Raw genomic sequence first — 15,924 nt, 5'->3', positions numbered from 1 at the left:
CGATCCATGCCTCGGATTCGGATCCTTGTGACGACGCGTCCTGAGAATTGCGCGCTGCGTGCGGTTCGTCAAGGCCCCCTTGCCCGAACCGGGTGCCGCGCTCGTCACGTCCAGCCTGCCGCCAGCACCCCTGGAGCGCACGACGAAGATCACCATACCCCCCGCTGCCACAGGCGCAAGGCAACCGCCGCCCGACCCTCGGAACGCCGAAGAGCGACCACCCGGATGGATGATCGCTCTTCGGTGCGTTCGCGTTACAGCCCTACAGGGCCGAGTTCAGCGCGCAAGGAAGCCTGAGCGGCTCCGAAGGTCTTACTTGACCTCGACGGCCGCACCGGCAGCCTTGAGGGACTCGGCGGCCTTCTCAGCGGCCTCCTTGTTGACCTTCTCGAGGACCGGCTTCGGGGTGCCGTCGACGAGGTCCTTGGCCTCCTTCAGGCCCAGGGAGGTCAGCTCACGCACGACCTTGATGACCTGGATCTTCTTGTCGCCGGCGCCGGTGAGGATGACGTCGAACTCGTCCTTCTCCTCGGCGGCCTCGGCCGGGGCGCCCGGGGCGCCGGCCATCATGACCGGGGCAGCGGCGGCCGCGGTGACGTCGAACTTCTCCTCGAAGGCCTTCACGAACTCGGAGAGCTCGATGAGGGTCATCTCCTCGAACTGCGCGAGCAGGTCTTCCTGGCTGAGCTTCGCCATGATGGGCGATCCTTCCACTAATTCGGCTGGTGCCGGGTGTACATGTGAGGCGGGCGTACGATCGGCCCGCTGCGACCGTCGCCTCAGGCGGCGGTCAGATAGCGAGCCGAGTTACTCGGCACCGCCCTGCTCGTCCTGCTTGGCGCGAAGGGCGTCCACAGTGCGGACGAGCTTCGTCGGAAGCGCCTGGAAGAGCGAAGCAGCCTGGGACTGCTTGCCCTTGAAGGCACCCGCCAGCTTGGAGAGCAGAACCTCGCGGGACTCGAGGTCCGCAAGCTTCTTGATCTCGTCGGCGGACAGCGCCTTGCCGTCAAGGACACCGCCCTTGATGACGAGGTTCGGGTTCTCCTTGGCGAAGTCACGAAGACCCTTCGCCGACGTCACCGGGTCACCGGCGATGAAGGCGACCGCCGTCGGACCGTTGAACAGGTCGTCGAGCGAGGTGATCCCGGCCTCGTTGGCCGCAATCTTGGTCAGCGTGTTCTTCACCACGGCGTACTGGGCGTCTTCACCGAGCGAACGACGCAGCGTCTTGAGCTGCGCCACGGTGAGACCCCGGTACTCGGTCAGCACGGCGGCGTTCGAGCTACGGAACTGCTCCGTGAGCTCGGCTACCGCGGCAGCCTTGTCGGGCCTTGCCATAGAGCGTCGGCCTCCTTCCGGGTGATGGGACCGCTCGGAAGGGGCTGGAGTAAACGAAACGCCCCGGCGCAGGCGCACGGGGCGTAGCTCAACCGGCTGGTCGCACGCGTCGAGGCGGCGAACTCCAGGAGCTGTCCACAGTCACCTGCGCGGGTCGTCCGCGTGTTCAGCGGATCCTTCGGCCACCGCACCCCCCGAGGAGGGAGCGGCAACGACCAGCGGTCTTTGGCTTCTGTAGGAGAGTACGGGAACGGGACGGCTTCGAGCAAATCCGCCCGTACGGCTCAGCTCTTGGCCATCTCCTTGGCGGGCGGAGCCTTGACCGTCACCGGCTTGTTGATGTCGAGGAAGGTGACGGTGGTGTCGAGCGGGCCCTTGTCGGTGTCGCCGCGCATGTGGAACTGCTTGGTGTGGCTGTCGCCGTCGATCCAGATGTCCATGGCCATCTGGTCGAGGCCGAGCTTCTTGTACTGCTCGACGCTCTTCTCGCGCAGCTCACGGACGGCCTTGCTCTTACCCTTGATCGAGGCGGCCACGGCGTCGAGCGAGACCGTGCCCCGGTGGTGGGTGGTCCTGACGCCCTCGACGGTCTCCTCGCCGACCTTCTTCACGTCCTTGGACCCGGTCAGGAAGGTGGACTCGGCGGCCGGGTTCTGCTCGGCCTGGCCGGCCTTGAGCTGCTCGTTCAGCGCCTCGTCCGCGCCGGCGGCGGACAGGTCGAACTTCATCCGCCACCACAGAAACAAGGACGGGCCCCGCACCTCGAAAGGTTGCGGGGCCCGTCCTCTGAATCGCGTGCGCGACGCGGCTACCGGGTGAGCTCGGGGCTCAGACGGCGGCCGGGTCCTCCTCGACGAGGAGGTTGCGGGTGCGGTTCGGGTCGAGCTGGATGCCGGGGCCCATCGTGGTGCTGATGGCGGCCTTCTTGATGTAGCGACCCTTGGCGGCGGACGGCTTCAGACGGAGGATCTCCTCCAGCGCGGCGCCGTAGTTCTCCACCAGCTTGGTGTCGTCGAACGACGTCTTGCCGATGATGAAGTGCAGGTTCGAGTGCTTGTCGACGCGGAACTCGATCTTGCCGCCCTTGATCTCGGTCACAGCCTTGGCGGTGTCCGGGGTCACGGTGCCGGTCTTCGGGTTCGGCATCAGACCACGCGGGCCGAGGACGCGGCCGAGGCGGCCGACCTTGCCCATGAGGTCCGGGGTGGCGACGACGGCGTCGAAGTCCAGACGGCCCTTCGCCACCTCGTCGATCAGCTCGTCGGCACCGACGATGTCGGCGCCCGCGGCACGCGCGGCCTCGGCACGGTCACCGGTCGCGAAGACCAGGACCCGGGCGGTCTTACCGGTGCCGTGCGGAAGGTTCACGGTGCCACGGACCATCTGGTCGGCCTTGCGCGGGTCGACACCCAGACGGAAGGCGACCTCGACGGTGCCGTCGAACTTGGACGTGGAGGTCTCCTTGGCGAGACGGACGGCCTCGAGCGGGGCGTACTGCTTCTCCCGGTCGATCTTGGCGTCCGCAGCGCGGAGAGCCTTGCTGCGCTTGCTCACAACTGCTCCTGTGTTGTTCTGAGAGGAGTCGTGGTGTACGGGCCGAGCAGGCCCTACCACGTGCGGCCGAGGCCGCAGGGTTCTACGAAGGTGGGGTTCAGCCCTCGACCGTGATGCCCATGGAACGGGCGGTGCCGGCGATGATCTTCGACGCGGCGTCGAGGTCATTGGCGTTGAGGTCGGGCATCTTGGTGGTGGCGATCTCGCGGACCTGCGCCTCGGTGATCTTGGCGACCTTGGTCTTGTGCGGCTCGCCGGAGCCCTTCTCGACACCCGCGGCCTTGAGGATCATCTTCGCGGCCGGCGGAGTCTTGGTGACGAAGGTGAAGGAACGGTCCTCGTAGACCGTGATCTCCACCGGGATCACCCAGCCACGCTGCGACTCGGTCGCGGCGTTGTAGGCCTTGCAGAACTCCATGATGTTGACGCCGTGCTGACCGAGCGCGGGGCCGACCGGCGGGGCCGGGTTCGCCGCGCCGGCGTTGATCTGGAGCTTGATAAGCCCCGTGACCTTCTTCTTCTTGGGAGGCATGCTCTCTCCGGGTCCTTACTGAGAGTCGGTCACCATCTGCGCTATGCGGATGCATGATCCCGCAGATGGCATACCGCACAACGATAGCCGCTGTCGCCCCGGGGTGTGAAATCCCCAGCTCAGCACCCCCGCCAGGACGCGTAATGCGCCCCCGGAGGGCCTGGTCGGGGCCCTCCGGGGGCGCGTCGCCCCGCGCCGGTCAGCAGCGCTTGGACGTGACCGCCTGGCCGGCCACCGGGTCACCCGGGGCACGCAGCGAGCCGATGGCGGCGGTGCACTCCTTCACGGTCTCGGCCGGCAGGGACCAGAACTCCTGGGCGTTGGTGGCGTTCCACCAGTCCTGGCCCACGACCTCGTCGCGCGCGTAGCTGTAGACACCGGTGCTGACGTCGTAGTCCTTGATCTTGTCGCGGAAGCTCTGCCACACCCACACGTAGCCGTAGTTGCGCTGGCACTTGGGCGAGTAGAACTGCTTCACGGAGGCCACGTGCGCTCCGCCGCGGTTGATGTAGGCGGTGGTGCCGATCTGGTAGGCGTCCGTGCAGACGCCGGCGGCCTGGGCCTTGAGGCTCATAGGGTTGCCCGCCGCGGACGGGGCGGTGGAACGGGTGGACAGGTGCTGCTTGTGCGGCGACGGGGCGGGGCCGGTGCCGGCCACGGCGGAGGCCGCCGGGAGAAGGGCACAGGCGGACGCCGCCGCCACGACGAGGATGCTGCGAGCGCGCATGAGGAGGTTCCCCCTAGCTCTGGACGACAGCGGTCAGAGCAGGGCACATCACCGCGAACAGTCATGAACCCCTGCGAAGATCACTGTCCGTACGTTTCGGTCATCAGGTCAGACCCGCGACCCCGTCCGATGGTTGTGGCGCAGGACACATTCATTTCGCCCGGCACCGGAACGCGGACCACGAAAAGGGCCCCCGACCGGCGGAAACCGCCAGGCCGGGGGCCCTTCTCAGCGCGCTTGCGTCGCTCAGTTCTTCTGGATCTGGTCGAAGGAGAGCTCGACCGGCGTCTCGCGGCCGAAGATCTCCACCAGACCCTTGACCTTCTTCGAGTCGGGGTTGATCTCGTTGATGGTCGCCTGCAGCGTGGCGAACGGGCCGTCGGTGACGGTGACCGAGTCGCCGACCTCGAAGTCCAGCACCTGGACCTCGACCTTGCGCTGCGGGGCGGGCTTGCCCTCGGCCTCGGCGGCCTCGCGGGCGGCCTTCTCCTCGGCCTCCGGGGCGAGCATCTTGACGATCTCGTCCAGGGTCAGCGGGTACGGGTCGTAGGCGTTGCCGACGAAGCCGGTGACACCGGGGGTGTTGCGGACGACACCCCAGGACTCGTTCGTCAGGTCCATGCGGACCAGGACGTAACCCGGCAGCTTGTTCTGCTTGATCGTCTTGCGCTCGCCGTTCTTGATCTGCGCGACCTCTTCCTGCGGCACCTCGGCCTGGAAGATGAAGTCCTCGACGTTCAGCGAGACGGCGCGCTGCTCGAGGTTGGTCTTCACGCGGTTCTCGTAGCCGGCGTACGTGTGGATGACGTACCACTCGCCCGGCAGCGTGCGCAGTTCGTCGCGCAGGGCCTGGATCGGGTCGACGGGCTCGGCGGGCTCTTCCTCGACGGCCTCGACCTCGACCTCGTCCACGACGTTGACGGCGGCCTCCTCGGCCGGCTCCCCCGCCTCGGCCTCGGCAGCCTCGAACTCGTCCTGCTCGTCCGCGCCCTCGACGATGTCGAGCTCGTCGTCCACCGTCTCGGCGGCATTCTCGCGAGGCTCGGTGGCGTCGTTCAGGTTCGGGTCAGACACGATGGCTGCTTCTTCCTGGATACATAGGGGTAGAACATGCGAAAAGGGGCGCCGGTACCACGGCGCCCTTCGCTCTTGGCTCAGCCGAAGACGTACTTGGCCGCGTGGTTGAGCCCATAGTCAATCACGGTCACCAGGGCGATCATCACGGCGACGAAGACGATCACTACGGTGGTGTACGACGTCAGCTGATGGCGCGTCGGCCAGACGACCTTGCGGAGTTCCGCGATGATCTGGCGGTAGAAGATAGCGAGGCGCTTCAGCGGGCCCTTCTTGGCGCGCTTGCCGCCCTTGCGGGGCTTCTTCTTGGACTCGTGCAGCTCATCCTGGGCGTCAGGCGTGTCGATGGAGCCCACGGCATCCGTCATGCGTCCTCACCTGATTCCGGATCGTGGCCGTGCCGCGCCCGGGGTTCTGAGCCGCACGGCGTTGCATAGCTGTACGTACATGCGCACACATCCTGGCGGTGTGTGTAGCAGGGCCGGAGGGACTTGAACCCCCAACCGCCGGTTTTGGAGACCGGTGCTCTACCAATTGAGCTACGACCCTTGGTATGTCCACCAACGTACCGCATCCGGCCGGGTGCTCGGTGTGCACCGACCGTGGCGGCCGCTGGAGGCCAACGAGGTGTGAGTGTACGTGGTCCGCGGCCTGGCGTCGAACAGAAAGTGGCCGCGGGGTGCCACGGGCGGAAGATCGTCCTGGCCACGGGCTGGATCCGGACGCGTGTTCACGGATCGACCCGATGCTGTTCACTCCGTGAAACCAGTGTGCCCGGCACGATCGCGGTCTGAAACGATGGCGCCATGAGCGCTGCAACCCCTCCCACCGAGCGCCGGGTCTCCGCCCGCATCGGCGCGATCTCCGAGTCCGCCACCCTCGCCGTGGACGCCAAGGCCAAGGCCCTCAAGGCCGCCGGGCGTCCCGTGATCGGCTTCGGCGCCGGTGAGCCCGACTTCCCGACGCCGGACTACATCGTCGAGGCCGCGGTCGAGGCCTGCCGGAACCCGAAGTACCACCGCTACACCCCGGCGGGCGGCCTGCCCGAGCTGAAGGCCGCCATCGCCGCGAAGACGCTGCGCGACTCCGGCTACGAGCCCGACGTCTCCGAGATCCTGGTCACCAACGGCGGCAAGCAGGCCATCTACGAGGCCTTCGCCGCGATCCTCGACCCGGGCGACGAGGTCATCGTCCCCGCGCCGTACTGGACGACGTACCCGGAGTCGATCCGGCTGGCCGGCGGTGTCCCGGTCGAGGTCGTCGCGGACGAGACGACGGGCTACCGGGTCAGCGTGGAGCAGCTGGAGGCGGCCCGCACGGAGAAGACCAAGGTGGTCCTCTTCGTCTCCCCGTCCAACCCGACCGGCGCGGTGTACTCCGAGGCCGAGACCGAGGCGATCGGCCGCTGGGCCGCCGAGCACGGCCTGTGGATCCTCACCGACGAGATCTACGAGCACCTCGTCTACGGCGACGTCGCCTCCGTGTCGCTGCCGGCGCTGCTGCCCGAGCTGCGCGACAAGTGCATCGTGGTCAACGGCGTGGCGAAGACGTACGCCATGACGGGCTGGCGCGTGGGCTGGATCATCGGCCCGAAGGACGTGATCAAGGCCGCGACCAACCTCCAGTCGCACGCCACGTCGAACGTCTCCAACGTCGCGCAGGTCGCCGCCCTGGCCGCCGTCTCCGGTGACCTGAAGGCCGTCGAGGAGATGCGCGAGGCCTTCGACCGGCGCCGCCGGACGATCGTGCGGATGCTCGACGAGATCGACGGCGTGGTCTGCCCGGAGCCCGAGGGCGCCTTCTACGCGTACCCGTCGGTCAAGGGCCTGCTCGGCAAGGAGATCCGCGGCAAGCGCCCGCAGAACACGGTCGAGCTGGCCGCGCTGATCCTGGAGGAGGCCGAGGTCGCGGTCGTCCCGGGCGAGGCCTTCGGCACGCCGGGCTACCTGCGGCTGTCGTACGCGCTGGGTGACGAGGATCTCGTCGAGGGCGTGAGCCGGATCCAGAAGCTGCTGGCGGAGGCGCGGGACTGACTCCGCCCTGAGGCCTGCCGGAGGGGCCGGTCGCCAGGAACGTTCCTGGCGACCGGCCCCTCCATTTGTGCGAGCAAGACCACGTTCGGGGAATCCGCTTCCGGGACGAGGGGGACGTACGGCAGGATCCGGGGATGGAGCGTGTACGTGATGTCTCTGAGCTGCCGAAGGCCCATCTCCACCTGCACTTCACCGGGTCGATGCGGCCCGCCACCCTGCTGGAACTGGCCGACAAGTACGGCGTGCGCCTGCCCGAGGCGCTCACCGAGGCGCTGACCGGCGGGGAGTCGCCGCGACTGCGGGCCACGGACGAGCGGGGCTGGTTCCGCTTCCAGCGGCTGTACGACGCGGCGCGCTCCTGCCTCAGAGAGCCGGAGGACATCCAGCGGCTGGTCCGGGAGGCCGCGGAGGAGGACGTGAGGGACGGCTCGGGCTGGCTGGAGATCCAGGTCGACCCGACGTCGTACGCGCCCCGGCTCGGCGGGCTGACCCCGGCCATGGAGATCATCCTGGACGCGGTGGAGACGGCCTCGCGGGACACTGGCCTCGGCATGCGCGTGCTGGTTGCCGCCAACCGCATGAAGCACCCCCTGGACGCGCGCACGCTGGCCCGGCTGGCGGTGCGGTACGCGGACCGGGGCGTGGTCGGCTTCGGGCTCTCGAACGACGAGCGCCGGGGCATGGCGCGGGACTTCGACCGCGCGTTCTCGATCGCCCGCGACGGCGGGCTGCTCGCGGCCCCGCACGGCGGCGAGCTGACCGGCCCGGCGTCGGTACGGGACTGCCTGGACGACCTGGACGCCTCCCGGATCGGGCACGGCGTGCGCGCGGCGGAGGACCCACGCCTGCTGAAGCGGCTGGCGGACCGGGGCGTGACCTGCGAGGTGTGCCCCGCCTCGAACGTCGCCCTGGGCGTCTACGAGAAGCCGGAGGACGTCCCCCTGCGCACCCTCTTCGACGCCGGCGTCCCGATGGCCCTCGGCGCCGACGACCCCCTCCTCTTCGGCTCCCGCCTGGCCGCCCAGTACGAGTTCGCCCGCGAACACCACGCCTTCACGGACCCGGAACTGGCCGAACTGGCCCGCCAGTCGATCCGCGGCTCGGCGGCCCCGGAGAACAAGAAGACGCAGCTCTTGGCAGACGTGGACACCTGGCTGACCACCCCCACATAGCGATCAGCGCCGCTACACCCACCGGGCCCGGCGCCGACCTGGCGGCAACGTCACCCACGGCCGGCCGAGGCACGAGGGCCAGCGGGCCGAGGCGGCGCCGCTGGGGATGAGCGAAGCCGCGACGCGGGCGGGGAGACCTGGCACTCGGGACCACCGCCTGGCCGTCACGCCCCGATACCGACCATCAGCATCCACGCCGACCAGGCGACGCAGTCGTTCACGTCGGCCGCCGCACGAGGGGCGGCGGGCCCGAGGCTGACGCCGACGCCCCGGAGGCCCTGGGGACGGAGCTGCTCGCGGGCGTGGACACCTGGCACACGACCACCGCCTGGCCGTCACGCCCCGATACCGACCATCAGCATCCACGCCGACCAGGCGACGCAGTCGTTCACGACCGGCCACAGCACGAAGGCCGACGGGCCGAGGCGGGCGCCGACGGCCCGGACGCTGCGCGGGCGGAGCTGTCCGCAGGCGGGACACCTGCCTCACCACCGCGCAGCCGGCGCGCCCCGACACCAGACACCAGCGTCCACACCGGCCGGGCGGCACAGTCGCCCACGGCCAGCCGCCGCATGAGGGCCGGCGGGGGCGAGGCGGCCCGCTGCGGGCGCCGAGTGGCTGGCGGGCATCGGGGCCGTCACGCCCCGATGCCCGCCACCAGCGTCCGGGCCAGCCGGGGGGCGAAGTCGTCCACCGGCGGGCGCTCGCCCGTCTCGGTCGCGTCGTAGGCGAACGCGCGTTGGCTGCAGGCGCCGAGGAGGAGGGAGGCGGCGGCAAAGGGGTCGGCGTCGGGGCGGACGCGGCCGAGGGTCTGTTCGGCGCGGAGGTAGGCGGCGAGCCACTCGATCGGCAGGTGCGGACCGGAGCCCATCTGCCGCAGCGCGTCGTCGTGGCGCCGCTTGAGCCGGGGCTCGGCGAAGAGCGAGGCGGCGATCGGGAAGCTCTGCTCGTAGAAGAGGGCCGCCTGGCGGGCGATCTCGGTGAGGTTCTCCGCGAGCGTGCCCCGGCCCGGCTCGGCCGCGAGACCGTCGAGCAGCGGCTTCAGCTGCGGCAGCCGCTCGGAGAGCACGTCGACGAACAGTTCTTCCTTGCTCGGGAAGTACTTGTAGAGCGCGGCCTCGGAGCAGCCGGCGGCCCGGGCGATCTGCTTGGTCGTGGCGCGGGCGAGCCCGACGGTGAGCATCAGCTCATGCGCGGCGTCGAGGATGCGGACACGGGCCGGTTTCTGCTCCATGGGCTCCACGCGGACAGTCTCCTTGACGGGTGAGTGAGTACTCACCCACTCTAGAACCACCACGAGGTGAGTGAACACTCACCCACCGCAGAAAATGGGGCACACCATGAAACTCACCGTCTTCGGCGCCACCGGCGGGATCGGCCAGGAGCTGGTCCGCCAGGCCCTCGCCGCCGGCCACCCGGTCACCGCCGTCGTCCGCGACCCCGCCCGGCTGACCGTGACCGGCGCGAACCTGGAGGTGTTCCGCTCCGACCTCTCCGACCCCGAGGCGCTGCGCCCCGCCATCGCCGGACGGGATGCCGTCCTGTCGGGCCTGGGCGCGCGCAGCCGCAAGGACGCCGGGGTCGCGGCCGGGCTGACCCGTACGGTCCTGGGCGCCATGGAGGCGGAGGGCGTACGACGGCTGCTGGTGGTCAGCGCCGCACCGGTCGGGCCCCAGCCGGCGGGCGCCGGCGTGCTCGACCGGGCCCTGATGGGCGTCGTCTCCTCGGTGCTCAAGGACATCTACACCGACCTGCGCGCGATGGAGGCCGAGCTGGGCCGCAGCGCCACGGACTGGACGTCGGTACGTCCGCCGCGGCTGCTCGACAAGCCCCTGACCGGCTCGTACCGCACGGTCGTCGGCGGCTTCCCGCCCAAGGGCCGCTTCATCGCGCGGGCCGACGTGGCCCACGCGATGCTGGCGATGATCGACGACCCGGCGACGCTGAAGCAGGGTGTCGGAGTGGCGTACTGAGGCGCCGGGACGCGAGGGCTACAGGCTGACGCCGACCGTCACCGGCTCGTTGACCAGCGTGATCCCGAAGGCCTCACGGACACCGGCGACCACCTCGCGGGCGAGCGCCAGCAGGTCCTCGGTGGTGGCCTCGCCGCGGTTGGTGAGGGCGAGGGTGTGCTTGGTGGAGATGCGGGCGGGCCCGGCGCCGTACCCCTTGGTGAAGCCCGCCTTGTCGATCAGCCAGGCCGCCGAGGTCTTGGTACGGCCGTCCCCCGCCGCGTAGGCGGGCGGCTCCACGCCGTCGCCCAGCCGCTCCCGCACGCGCGCGTGGAACGCCGCGAACTCCTCCTCGGTGAGGATCGGGTTGGTGAAGAAGGACCCGGCCGACCAGGTGTCGTGGTCCTCGGGGTCCAGGACCATGCCCTTCCCGGCCCGCAGCTTCAGGACGCTCTCGCGGGCGCCGGCCAGCGGCACCCGGTCGCCCGCCTCGACGCCGAGGGCACGGGCCACCTCGGGGTACTTGACCGGCGCCGACAGCCCGCCCGCGTCCTCCAGCTCGAAGCGCACGCGCAGCACGACGTACCGCGCGGGGTCGGCCTTGAACCGGCTGTGGCGGTAGGAGAAGGCGCACTCGTCCTTCGGCAGCGTGACCGTCTCGCCGGACCGGCGGTCGTACGCGATCACCTCGGTGATCGTCGAGGCGACCTCCTGGCCGTACGCGCCGACGTTCTGGATGGGCGTCGCGCCCGCGGATCCCGGGATCCCGGCGAGGCACTCGATGCCCGCGAGGCCGGCCTCGACGCTGCGGGCGACGGCGTCGGTCCACACCTCGCCGGCCGCCAGCTCCAGCGTGGTGCCGCGCAGTTCGACGCCGCGCGTGGCGATGCGCAGGGCCGTGCCGTCGAAGCCCTTGTCGCCGATGACCAGGTTCGAGCCGCCACCGATGAGCAGCAGCGGGGTCCCGGCGTCGTCGGCCTCGCGGACGGCGGCGACCACCTCGGCGTCGGTGGTGGCGGTGACCAGCCGGGCCGCGGGGCCGCCCAGCCGGAAGGTGGTCAGCGGGGCGAGGGGGGCGTCGTGGAGTTCCAGCACGCGCCCAAGACTACGAGACGCCGCCACCGGGGCCGCCCCTCGCCCGTACCGCCCGAAATGAATCGCTCAGGCCAGTCGTACGACGGCCCGGGACATGCCGAGCACCTTCTTGCCGTCGCTCATCGCGGTGAGGTCCACGCGCACCGTGTTGTCGTCGAGCTTGGCCGCGACCTTGGCGCTGACCTCGATCTCGGCGCCCTTGTCGTCGTTGGGCACGACGACCGGCTTGGTGAAGCGGACGCCGTACTCGACGACCGCGCCCGGGTCGCCGGTCCAGTCGATGACCACGCGGATCGCCTCGGCCATGGTGAACATGCCGTGTGCGATGACGTCCGGCAGGCCCACCTCCTTGGCGAACTTCTCGTTCCAGTGGATGGGGTTGAAGTCCCCGGAGGCGCCCGCGTACCGCACCAGGGTGGCGCGGGTCACGGGGAAGGTCTGCGCCGGCAGCTCGGTGCCGACCTCGACGTCGTCGTAAGCGATCTTCGCCGTCATCGGTGCTCAGGCCTCCTCGGCCGCGCGGGCCACGAGCTTGGTCCAGGCGGTCACGACGTGCTCGCCGGCCTCGTCGTGCACCTCACCGCGGATGTCCAGGATGTCGTTGCCCGCCATGGACTTGATGCCCTCGATGGTGGAGGTGACCGTGAGCCGGTCGCCGGCGCGGACCGGGCGCTGGTAGGCGAACTTCTGGTCGCCGTGGACGACGCGGCTGTAGTCCAGGCCGAGCTGCGGGTCCTCGATGACCTGTCCGGCGGCCCGGAACGTGATGGAGAACACGAACGTGGGCGGGGCGATCACGTCGGGGTGACCGAGCGCCTTGGCGGCGTCCTGATCCGTGTACGCCGGGTTGGTGTCACCCACCGCCTCGGCGAATTCGCGGATCTTCTCCCGGCCGACCTCGTAGGGCTCGGTGGGCGGGTAGGTCCGCCCGACGAAGGACTGGTCGAGCGCCATGGGCTCGGCACCTCCTGGTCTCAGCAGCTGTCTGGTCTCGGCTACCTGTGATCCGGCCGATCGGGCAGATCCAGCAGATCCAGTCCGATCGGGCCGATGAAACGACTTGAGGCCGCCCCCAACCTGCGGGGGCGGCCTCAAGTACGAGCCTGATTTATCGCGTTTCGCGGTGCGCGGTGTGCGCATTGCAACGCGGGCAGTGCTTCTTCATCTCAAGACGGTCCGGGTTGTTACGCCGGTTCTTCTTGGTGATGTAGTTCCGCTCCTTGCACTCCACGCAGGCCAGCGTGATCTTCGGGCGGACGTCGGTGGCAGCCACGTGAGTGCTCCTAGGACGAACGGATGGGCTAGTTCAACGCAGAAAGAGTAGCCGATCGAAGGACCGACCCCACAATCGGCTACTTTGTGTAGCGGTGACCGGACTTGAACCGGTGACACAGCGATTATGAGCCGCTTGCTCTACCGACTGAGCTACACCGCTTTGATGAGATCAGCCCCCGCCTCGCGACGGGAACTTCTCACACCAGAGCCCCAAAACGGAATCGAACCGTTGACCTTCTCCTTACCATGGAGACGCTCTGCCGACTGAGCTATTGGGGCGAGCGATGAAGACATTACACGGTCCTGAGCCGTTCACCCAAATCCGTTCCGCGTGCCCCGCTCGGGGCCCCCCGACGCCTCGGCCACGCCGGTACGACTATTGCGCTCCTCCCCGCCGAGCGCGGCTCGCCACCCTAGGCTCGACTCACTCTGCGTGATCTTGCGCGCCCCGCGCGCGGTCCCGGGTCCCGGGTCCCCACTCCCCGTGACGCCCCCCGCCTGACCTGCCCCGCCCTCGCCGATCCCTGGAACGCGATGCCCGACAGCCAGCCGCAGCAGCCCCCTCCGTCGTCGAACTCGTCGGGCTCCCCGGGACCGTCCGACGCTGCGGGCCTGGTGCTGTGCGGGGCGCGGCTCATGGACGGCCGGACCGTGGACGTACGGCTGGGCGGCGGGCGCATCGAGGCGGTCGGCACGGCCGGCAGCCTGACGCCGGGCCCGGCCCGCCCCGGCGGCACCCGTGTGGACCTCAGCGGCTATCTGCTCCTGCCGGCCCCGGCCGAGCCGCACGCCCACGCCGACACGGCCCTGTCCGCCGAGGGCCAGGGCCCGGTCTCCTGCGAGCCGGACGACGTCCAGCGCCGGGCCACCGAGGCCGCCCTGCTGCAACTCGGCCACGGGGCGACGGCGTTGCGGGCCCATGTGCGCGTGGGGGACGTCCAGGAGCTGGGCGCGCTGACCGCCGTCCTCCAGGCGCGGCGCTCGCTGCGCGGGCTCGCGGAGCTGACGGCCGTGGCGATGCCGCGGGTGCTGACCGGGGTGGCCGGGGCCGACGGCCTCGCGATGCTGCGGGACGCGATGAAGATGGGCGCCTCCGTGGTCGGCGGCTGCCCGGACCTGGACCCGGATCCCACGGGCTACGTGGAGGCGGTCCTGGAGGTGGCCTCAGAGCACGGCTGCCCCGTCGACCTGCACACGGACGGCGCCGACCCGGCCCGGCTCGCCCGGATCGCGGCCATGGCGGGCGGCATGCGCCCCGGCGTGGCGGTCGGCCCGTGCGCCGCTCTCGCGCGGCTGCGCACCGACGTCGTCTCCCGCATCGCGGACCGGCTCGCGGCGGCCGGGGTGACGGTGGTCTGCCTGCCGCAGGGCCGCTGCTCGGGCGTCGACCGGCGCGGCGCGGCTCCGGTACGGCTGCTGCGGGCGGCCGGAGTCCGGGTCGCGGCCGGCAGCGGGGCCCTGCGGGACGTGTCCAACCCGGTCGGCCGCGGCGATCCCCTGGAGGCCGCCTTCCTGCTGGCCTCCAGTCACGGCCTGCGCCCCGAGGACGCATACGACGCGGTAAGCGCCTCCGCACGGGCGGTTCTCGGCCTTCCCGAGGTCCGGGTGGAGGCGGGCTTCCCGGCCGAACTCCTCGCCGTACGGGGCGTGCATCTGGCGGGCGCGCTGTCGCTGGCGTACAGCCGGATCGTCGTGCACCGGGGGCGCGTGGTGGCGCGGACCAGCGCGGTGCGCGAGTACTGCAACTCGGCGGCGGAGGAGGAGTTGGGGCTGCCGCGGCAGGGGCGCGGCGAGCTGTCCTGAGACGCGCACTTGACAGTGGGGCCGCTGTCAAGTCACGCGGCGGAAGCGGCTCTTCGGGCGTACGGTCGTAAGCATGCGCATTGTCATCGCTGGTGGTCACGGTCAGATCGCACTGCTGCTGGAACGGCTGCTCTCCGCGCGCGGGGACGAGGTCGCGGGGATCATCCGCGACCGGTCGCAGGGCGACGACCTGCGCGAGGCCGGCGCCGAACCGGTCCTGCTCGACCTGGAGTCGGCCTCGGTGGAGGAGGTCGCGGCCCATCTGCAGGGCGCGGACGCCGCGGTCTTCGCGGCGGGTGCCGGTCCGGGCAGCGGTACGGCCCGCAAGGACACGGTGGACAAGGGCGCGGCGATCCTGTTCGCAGACGCGGCCGCGCGCGCGGGCGTACGCCGTTTCGTGGTCGTCTCCGCGATGGCCGCCGACCCGGATCACCCGGGCGACGAGGTCTTCGACGTGTATCTGCGGGCCAAGGGCGCGGCGGACGCGTACGTACGGCGCCTGGACGCCCTGGACTGGACCATCCTGCGCCCGGGCAGGCTGACCGACGAGCCGGGCACCGGCCTGGTCCGCCTGGAGGCGCACACGGGGCGCGGCTCGATCCCGCGCGCGGACGTGGCCGCCGTCCTCGCCGACCTGATCGAGACCTCGGCGACGGCCGGTCTCACCCTGGACCTGGTCAGCGGATCGACGCCGGTGTCGGTGGCGGTGAAGTCGGTGGCGGGCAACTGAGGTTGGGCCCGCCGACTCAGAACAACGGGAGCTGCCCGGGCAGGGGCGGCACCACGTACCCGTCCAACGACGGCTGGACCGCCCCCAGTTGAGCGGGCCGCCGCGACCCGGAACACGACACCATCTCCCCGCTGCCCCGCTCCCCCGGCGGGTCGTGCCGCGCGAACCGACCGGCGACGACGGCGATTTCACGACGGCACACGGGGCAGCTTCTGCGGCGGGAGGACATGGAGCCAGTGTGCACCGTGGGTCGGACACTCCGGGGAGACGTACCGGCTCACCGCGATACCGCCGGAGGCGGCCGGAAACACAAAAAGACCCCCTCCGTCCAATTGGACGAAGGGGGTCTTCCCCAAAGTGGCGGCGCCAGGATTCGAACCTGGGAAGGCTGAGCCGGCAGATTTACAGTCTGCTCCCTTTGGCCGCTCGGGCACACCGCCGGGGTTCGCTGCCACATCGCATCCGCCGTGGGCGGTGCTCTCTGGCAACGACGTAAACAATACCCGATGCACGAGGGTGCTCTGCCACCCGATTGATCAGCGCCTCGCGGGCGCGGGGTGACTAGGCTGGTCCGGATGCGGCCCGGCCTGCGCCGGGGCCGGCGGTGGCCGTCAGGCACGCCGGTACGCACCCGATACA

At 70.4% G+C, this 15,924-nt stretch carries 19 protein-coding genes, 4 tRNA genes and 1 pseudogene; 5 read left to right on the top strand and 19 right to left on the bottom strand.

All coding sequences use genetic code 11. The annotated features are described in order from the left end of the window. Positions 1-312: 312 nt before the first annotated feature. The 9 genes and pseudogenes from rplL to QFZ74_RS18510 form a co-directional block, all read right to left on the bottom strand. The gene (gene rplL, locus QFZ74_RS18550; protein WP_307621928.1) at positions 313-696 is read right to left on the bottom strand and encodes a 50S ribosomal protein L7/L12; all 384 of its coding nucleotides are present in this window, start codon (positions 694-696) and stop codon (positions 313-315) included. 111 nt (positions 697-807) lie between these two features. Then, positions 808-1,338, bottom strand: coding sequence for a 50S ribosomal protein L10 (gene rplJ / locus QFZ74_RS18545; RefSeq protein ID WP_307621927.1), 531 nt, complete (start codon positions 1,336-1,338; stop codon positions 808-810). A gap of 284 nt (positions 1,339-1,622) precedes the next feature. Continuing rightward, positions 1,623-2,066: pseudogene (locus QFZ74_RS18540) on the bottom strand (DUF1396 domain-containing protein); the annotation flags it as partial. Between the two features lie 100 nt (positions 2,067-2,166). Next, complete coding sequence (rplA, locus tag QFZ74_RS18535; RefSeq protein ID WP_307621926.1) at positions 2,167-2,892, bottom strand: 50S ribosomal protein L1; 726 nt, start codon at positions 2,890-2,892, stop codon at positions 2,167-2,169. A 97-nt stretch (positions 2,893-2,989) separates the two neighbouring features. Continuing rightward, positions 2,990-3,424 (bottom strand): 50S ribosomal protein L11, encoded by a 435-nt coding sequence (rplK, locus tag QFZ74_RS18530; RefSeq protein WP_018543896.1) that lies wholly within the window; start codon positions 3,422-3,424, stop codon positions 2,990-2,992. A gap of 199 nt (positions 3,425-3,623) precedes the next feature. Further along, positions 3,624-4,151, bottom strand: coding sequence for a hypothetical protein (locus QFZ74_RS18525; RefSeq protein ID WP_307621925.1), 528 nt, complete (start codon positions 4,149-4,151; stop codon positions 3,624-3,626). A 246-nt stretch (positions 4,152-4,397) separates the two neighbouring features. Next, entirely contained in the window at positions 4,398-5,225 is an 828-nt protein-coding gene (gene nusG / locus QFZ74_RS18520; RefSeq protein WP_307621924.1) for a transcription termination/antitermination protein NusG, read from the bottom strand. An 80-nt stretch (positions 5,226-5,305) separates the two neighbouring features. After that, positions 5,306-5,593 carry a preprotein translocase subunit SecE gene (gene secE / locus QFZ74_RS18515; protein ID WP_307621923.1) on the bottom strand — a complete coding sequence of 96 codons (288 nt, stop codon included), beginning with the start codon at positions 5,591-5,593 and terminating at the stop codon, positions 5,306-5,308. A 108-nt stretch (positions 5,594-5,701) separates the two neighbouring features. Then, a tRNA-Trp gene (locus QFZ74_RS18510) sits at positions 5,702-5,774 on the bottom strand. Between the two features lie 257 nt (positions 5,775-6,031). Between QFZ74_RS18510 and QFZ74_RS18505 the strand changes: the two genes are divergently transcribed. Together QFZ74_RS18505 and QFZ74_RS18500 are read left to right on the top strand one after the other, a co-directional pair. Further along, positions 6,032-7,258 carry a pyridoxal phosphate-dependent aminotransferase gene (locus QFZ74_RS18505; protein WP_307621922.1) on the top strand — a complete coding sequence of 409 codons (1,227 nt, stop codon included), beginning with the start codon at positions 6,032-6,034 and terminating at the stop codon, positions 7,256-7,258. A gap of 134 nt (positions 7,259-7,392) precedes the next feature. Next, positions 7,393-8,430 (top strand): adenosine deaminase, encoded by a 1,038-nt coding sequence (locus QFZ74_RS18500; RefSeq protein WP_307621921.1) that lies wholly within the window; start codon positions 7,393-7,395, stop codon positions 8,428-8,430. Positions 8,431-8,594: 164 nt separating this feature from the next. Here QFZ74_RS18500 and QFZ74_RS18495 read toward each other — a convergent pair whose 3' ends face one another. Further along, positions 8,595-8,747, bottom strand: coding sequence for a hypothetical protein (locus QFZ74_RS18495; RefSeq protein WP_307621920.1), 153 nt, complete (start codon positions 8,745-8,747; stop codon positions 8,595-8,597). Between the two features lie 320 nt (positions 8,748-9,067). Then, complete coding sequence (locus QFZ74_RS18490) at positions 9,068-9,664, bottom strand: TetR/AcrR family transcriptional regulator (protein ID WP_307624192.1); 597 nt, start codon at positions 9,662-9,664, stop codon at positions 9,068-9,070. Between the two features lie 106 nt (positions 9,665-9,770). Here QFZ74_RS18490 and QFZ74_RS18485 point away from each other — a divergent pair, with 106 nt between their 5' ends. Then, complete coding sequence (locus tag QFZ74_RS18485; protein ID WP_307621919.1) at positions 9,771-10,403, top strand: NAD(P)-dependent oxidoreductase; 633 nt, start codon at positions 9,771-9,773, stop codon at positions 10,401-10,403. A gap of 18 nt (positions 10,404-10,421) precedes the next feature. Here QFZ74_RS18485 and QFZ74_RS18480 read toward each other — a convergent pair whose 3' ends face one another. From QFZ74_RS18480 to QFZ74_RS18455, 6 genes are all read right to left on the bottom strand, one after another. Beyond that, positions 10,422-11,477 (bottom strand): UDP-N-acetylmuramate dehydrogenase, encoded by a 1,056-nt coding sequence (locus QFZ74_RS18480; RefSeq protein ID WP_307621918.1) that lies wholly within the window; start codon positions 11,475-11,477, stop codon positions 10,422-10,424. Positions 11,478-11,543: 66 nt separating this feature from the next. After that, positions 11,544-11,972 carry a MaoC family dehydratase gene (locus tag QFZ74_RS18475; protein WP_307621917.1) on the bottom strand — a complete coding sequence of 143 codons (429 nt, stop codon included), beginning with the start codon at positions 11,970-11,972 and terminating at the stop codon, positions 11,544-11,546. A 6-nt stretch (positions 11,973-11,978) separates the two neighbouring features. Beyond that, complete coding sequence (locus QFZ74_RS18470) at positions 11,979-12,431, bottom strand: MaoC family dehydratase N-terminal domain-containing protein (protein ID WP_307621916.1); 453 nt, start codon at positions 12,429-12,431, stop codon at positions 11,979-11,981. A gap of 154 nt (positions 12,432-12,585) precedes the next feature. After that, the gene (gene rpmG, locus QFZ74_RS18465; RefSeq protein ID WP_003948671.1) at positions 12,586-12,750 is read right to left on the bottom strand and encodes a 50S ribosomal protein L33; all 165 of its coding nucleotides are present in this window, start codon (positions 12,748-12,750) and stop codon (positions 12,586-12,588) included. Positions 12,751-12,839: 89 nt separating this feature from the next. Beyond that, a tRNA-Met gene (locus tag QFZ74_RS18460) sits at positions 12,840-12,912 on the bottom strand. A gap of 46 nt (positions 12,913-12,958) precedes the next feature. After that, positions 12,959-13,031, bottom strand: a tRNA-Thr gene (locus QFZ74_RS18455). Between the two features lie 255 nt (positions 13,032-13,286). Between QFZ74_RS18455 and QFZ74_RS18450 the strand changes: the two genes are divergently transcribed. After that, positions 13,287-14,555 (top strand): amidohydrolase family protein, encoded by a 1,269-nt coding sequence (locus tag QFZ74_RS18450; RefSeq protein WP_307621915.1) that lies wholly within the window; start codon positions 13,287-13,289, stop codon positions 14,553-14,555. Positions 14,556-14,628: 73 nt separating this feature from the next. Next, positions 14,629-15,285 (top strand): NAD(P)H-binding protein, encoded by a 657-nt coding sequence (locus QFZ74_RS18445; RefSeq protein WP_307621914.1) that lies wholly within the window; start codon positions 14,629-14,631, stop codon positions 15,283-15,285. Between the two features lie 16 nt (positions 15,286-15,301). Here QFZ74_RS18445 and QFZ74_RS18440 read toward each other — a convergent pair whose 3' ends face one another. After that, a complete protein-coding gene (locus tag QFZ74_RS18440) occupies positions 15,302-15,514 on the bottom strand; it encodes a hypothetical protein (protein ID WP_307621913.1) in 213 nt (70 codons plus the stop codon). Positions 15,515-15,643: 129 nt separating this feature from the next. Beyond that, a tRNA-Tyr gene (locus tag QFZ74_RS18435) sits at positions 15,644-15,725 on the bottom strand. Positions 15,726-15,924 lie beyond the last annotated feature (199 nt).

The organism is Streptomyces sp. V3I7 (assembly GCF_030817495.1).
In the GTDB taxonomy this organism is placed as follows: Bacteria; Actinomycetota; Actinomycetes; order Streptomycetales; family Streptomycetaceae; genus Streptomyces.
The sequence above is the reverse complement of the archived record's forward strand: the minus strand, read 5'-3'. Positions and strand labels throughout refer to the sequence as shown.

Excerpts from the sequence above, each read along its gene's own strand:
- QFZ74_RS18475 (WP_307621917.1), bottom strand. The coding sequence starts at position 11,972 with ATGACGGCGAAGATCGCTTACGACGACGTCGAGGTCGGCACCGAGCTG.
- QFZ74_RS18470 (WP_307621916.1), bottom strand. The coding sequence starts at position 12,431 with ATGGCGCTCGACCAGTCCTTCGTCGGGCGGACCTACCCGCCCACCGAG.
- QFZ74_RS18445 (WP_307621914.1), top strand. The coding sequence starts at position 14,629 with ATGCGCATTGTCATCGCTGGTGGTCACGGTCAGATCGCACTGCTGCTG.
- rplJ (WP_307621927.1), bottom strand. The coding sequence starts at position 1,338 with ATGGCAAGGCCCGACAAGGCTGCCGCGGTAGCCGAGCTCACGGAGCAG.
- QFZ74_RS18450 (WP_307621915.1), top strand. The coding sequence starts at position 13,287 with ATGCCCGACAGCCAGCCGCAGCAGCCCCCTCCGTCGTCGAACTCGTCG.
- QFZ74_RS18485 (WP_307621919.1), top strand. The coding sequence starts at position 9,771 with ATGAAACTCACCGTCTTCGGCGCCACCGGCGGGATCGGCCAGGAGCTG.
- secE (WP_307621923.1), bottom strand. The coding sequence starts at position 5,593 with ATGACGGATGCCGTGGGCTCCATCGACACGCCTGACGCCCAGGATGAG.
- QFZ74_RS18440 (WP_307621913.1), bottom strand. The coding sequence starts at position 15,514 with ATGTCCTCCCGCCGCAGAAGCTGCCCCGTGTGCCGTCGTGAAATCGCC.
- QFZ74_RS18500 (WP_307621921.1), top strand. The coding sequence starts at position 7,393 with ATGGAGCGTGTACGTGATGTCTCTGAGCTGCCGAAGGCCCATCTCCAC.
- QFZ74_RS18490 (WP_307624192.1), bottom strand. The coding sequence starts at position 9,664 with ATGGAGCAGAAACCGGCCCGTGTCCGCATCCTCGACGCCGCGCATGAG.
- QFZ74_RS18505 (WP_307621922.1), top strand. The coding sequence starts at position 6,032 with ATGAGCGCTGCAACCCCTCCCACCGAGCGCCGGGTCTCCGCCCGCATC.
- rplK (WP_018543896.1), bottom strand. The coding sequence starts at position 3,424 with ATGCCTCCCAAGAAGAAGAAGGTCACGGGGCTTATCAAGCTCCAGATC.
- QFZ74_RS18525 (WP_307621925.1), bottom strand. The coding sequence starts at position 4,151 with ATGCGCGCTCGCAGCATCCTCGTCGTGGCGGCGGCGTCCGCCTGTGCC.
- rplL (WP_307621928.1), bottom strand. The coding sequence starts at position 696 with ATGGCGAAGCTCAGCCAGGAAGACCTGCTCGCGCAGTTCGAGGAGATG.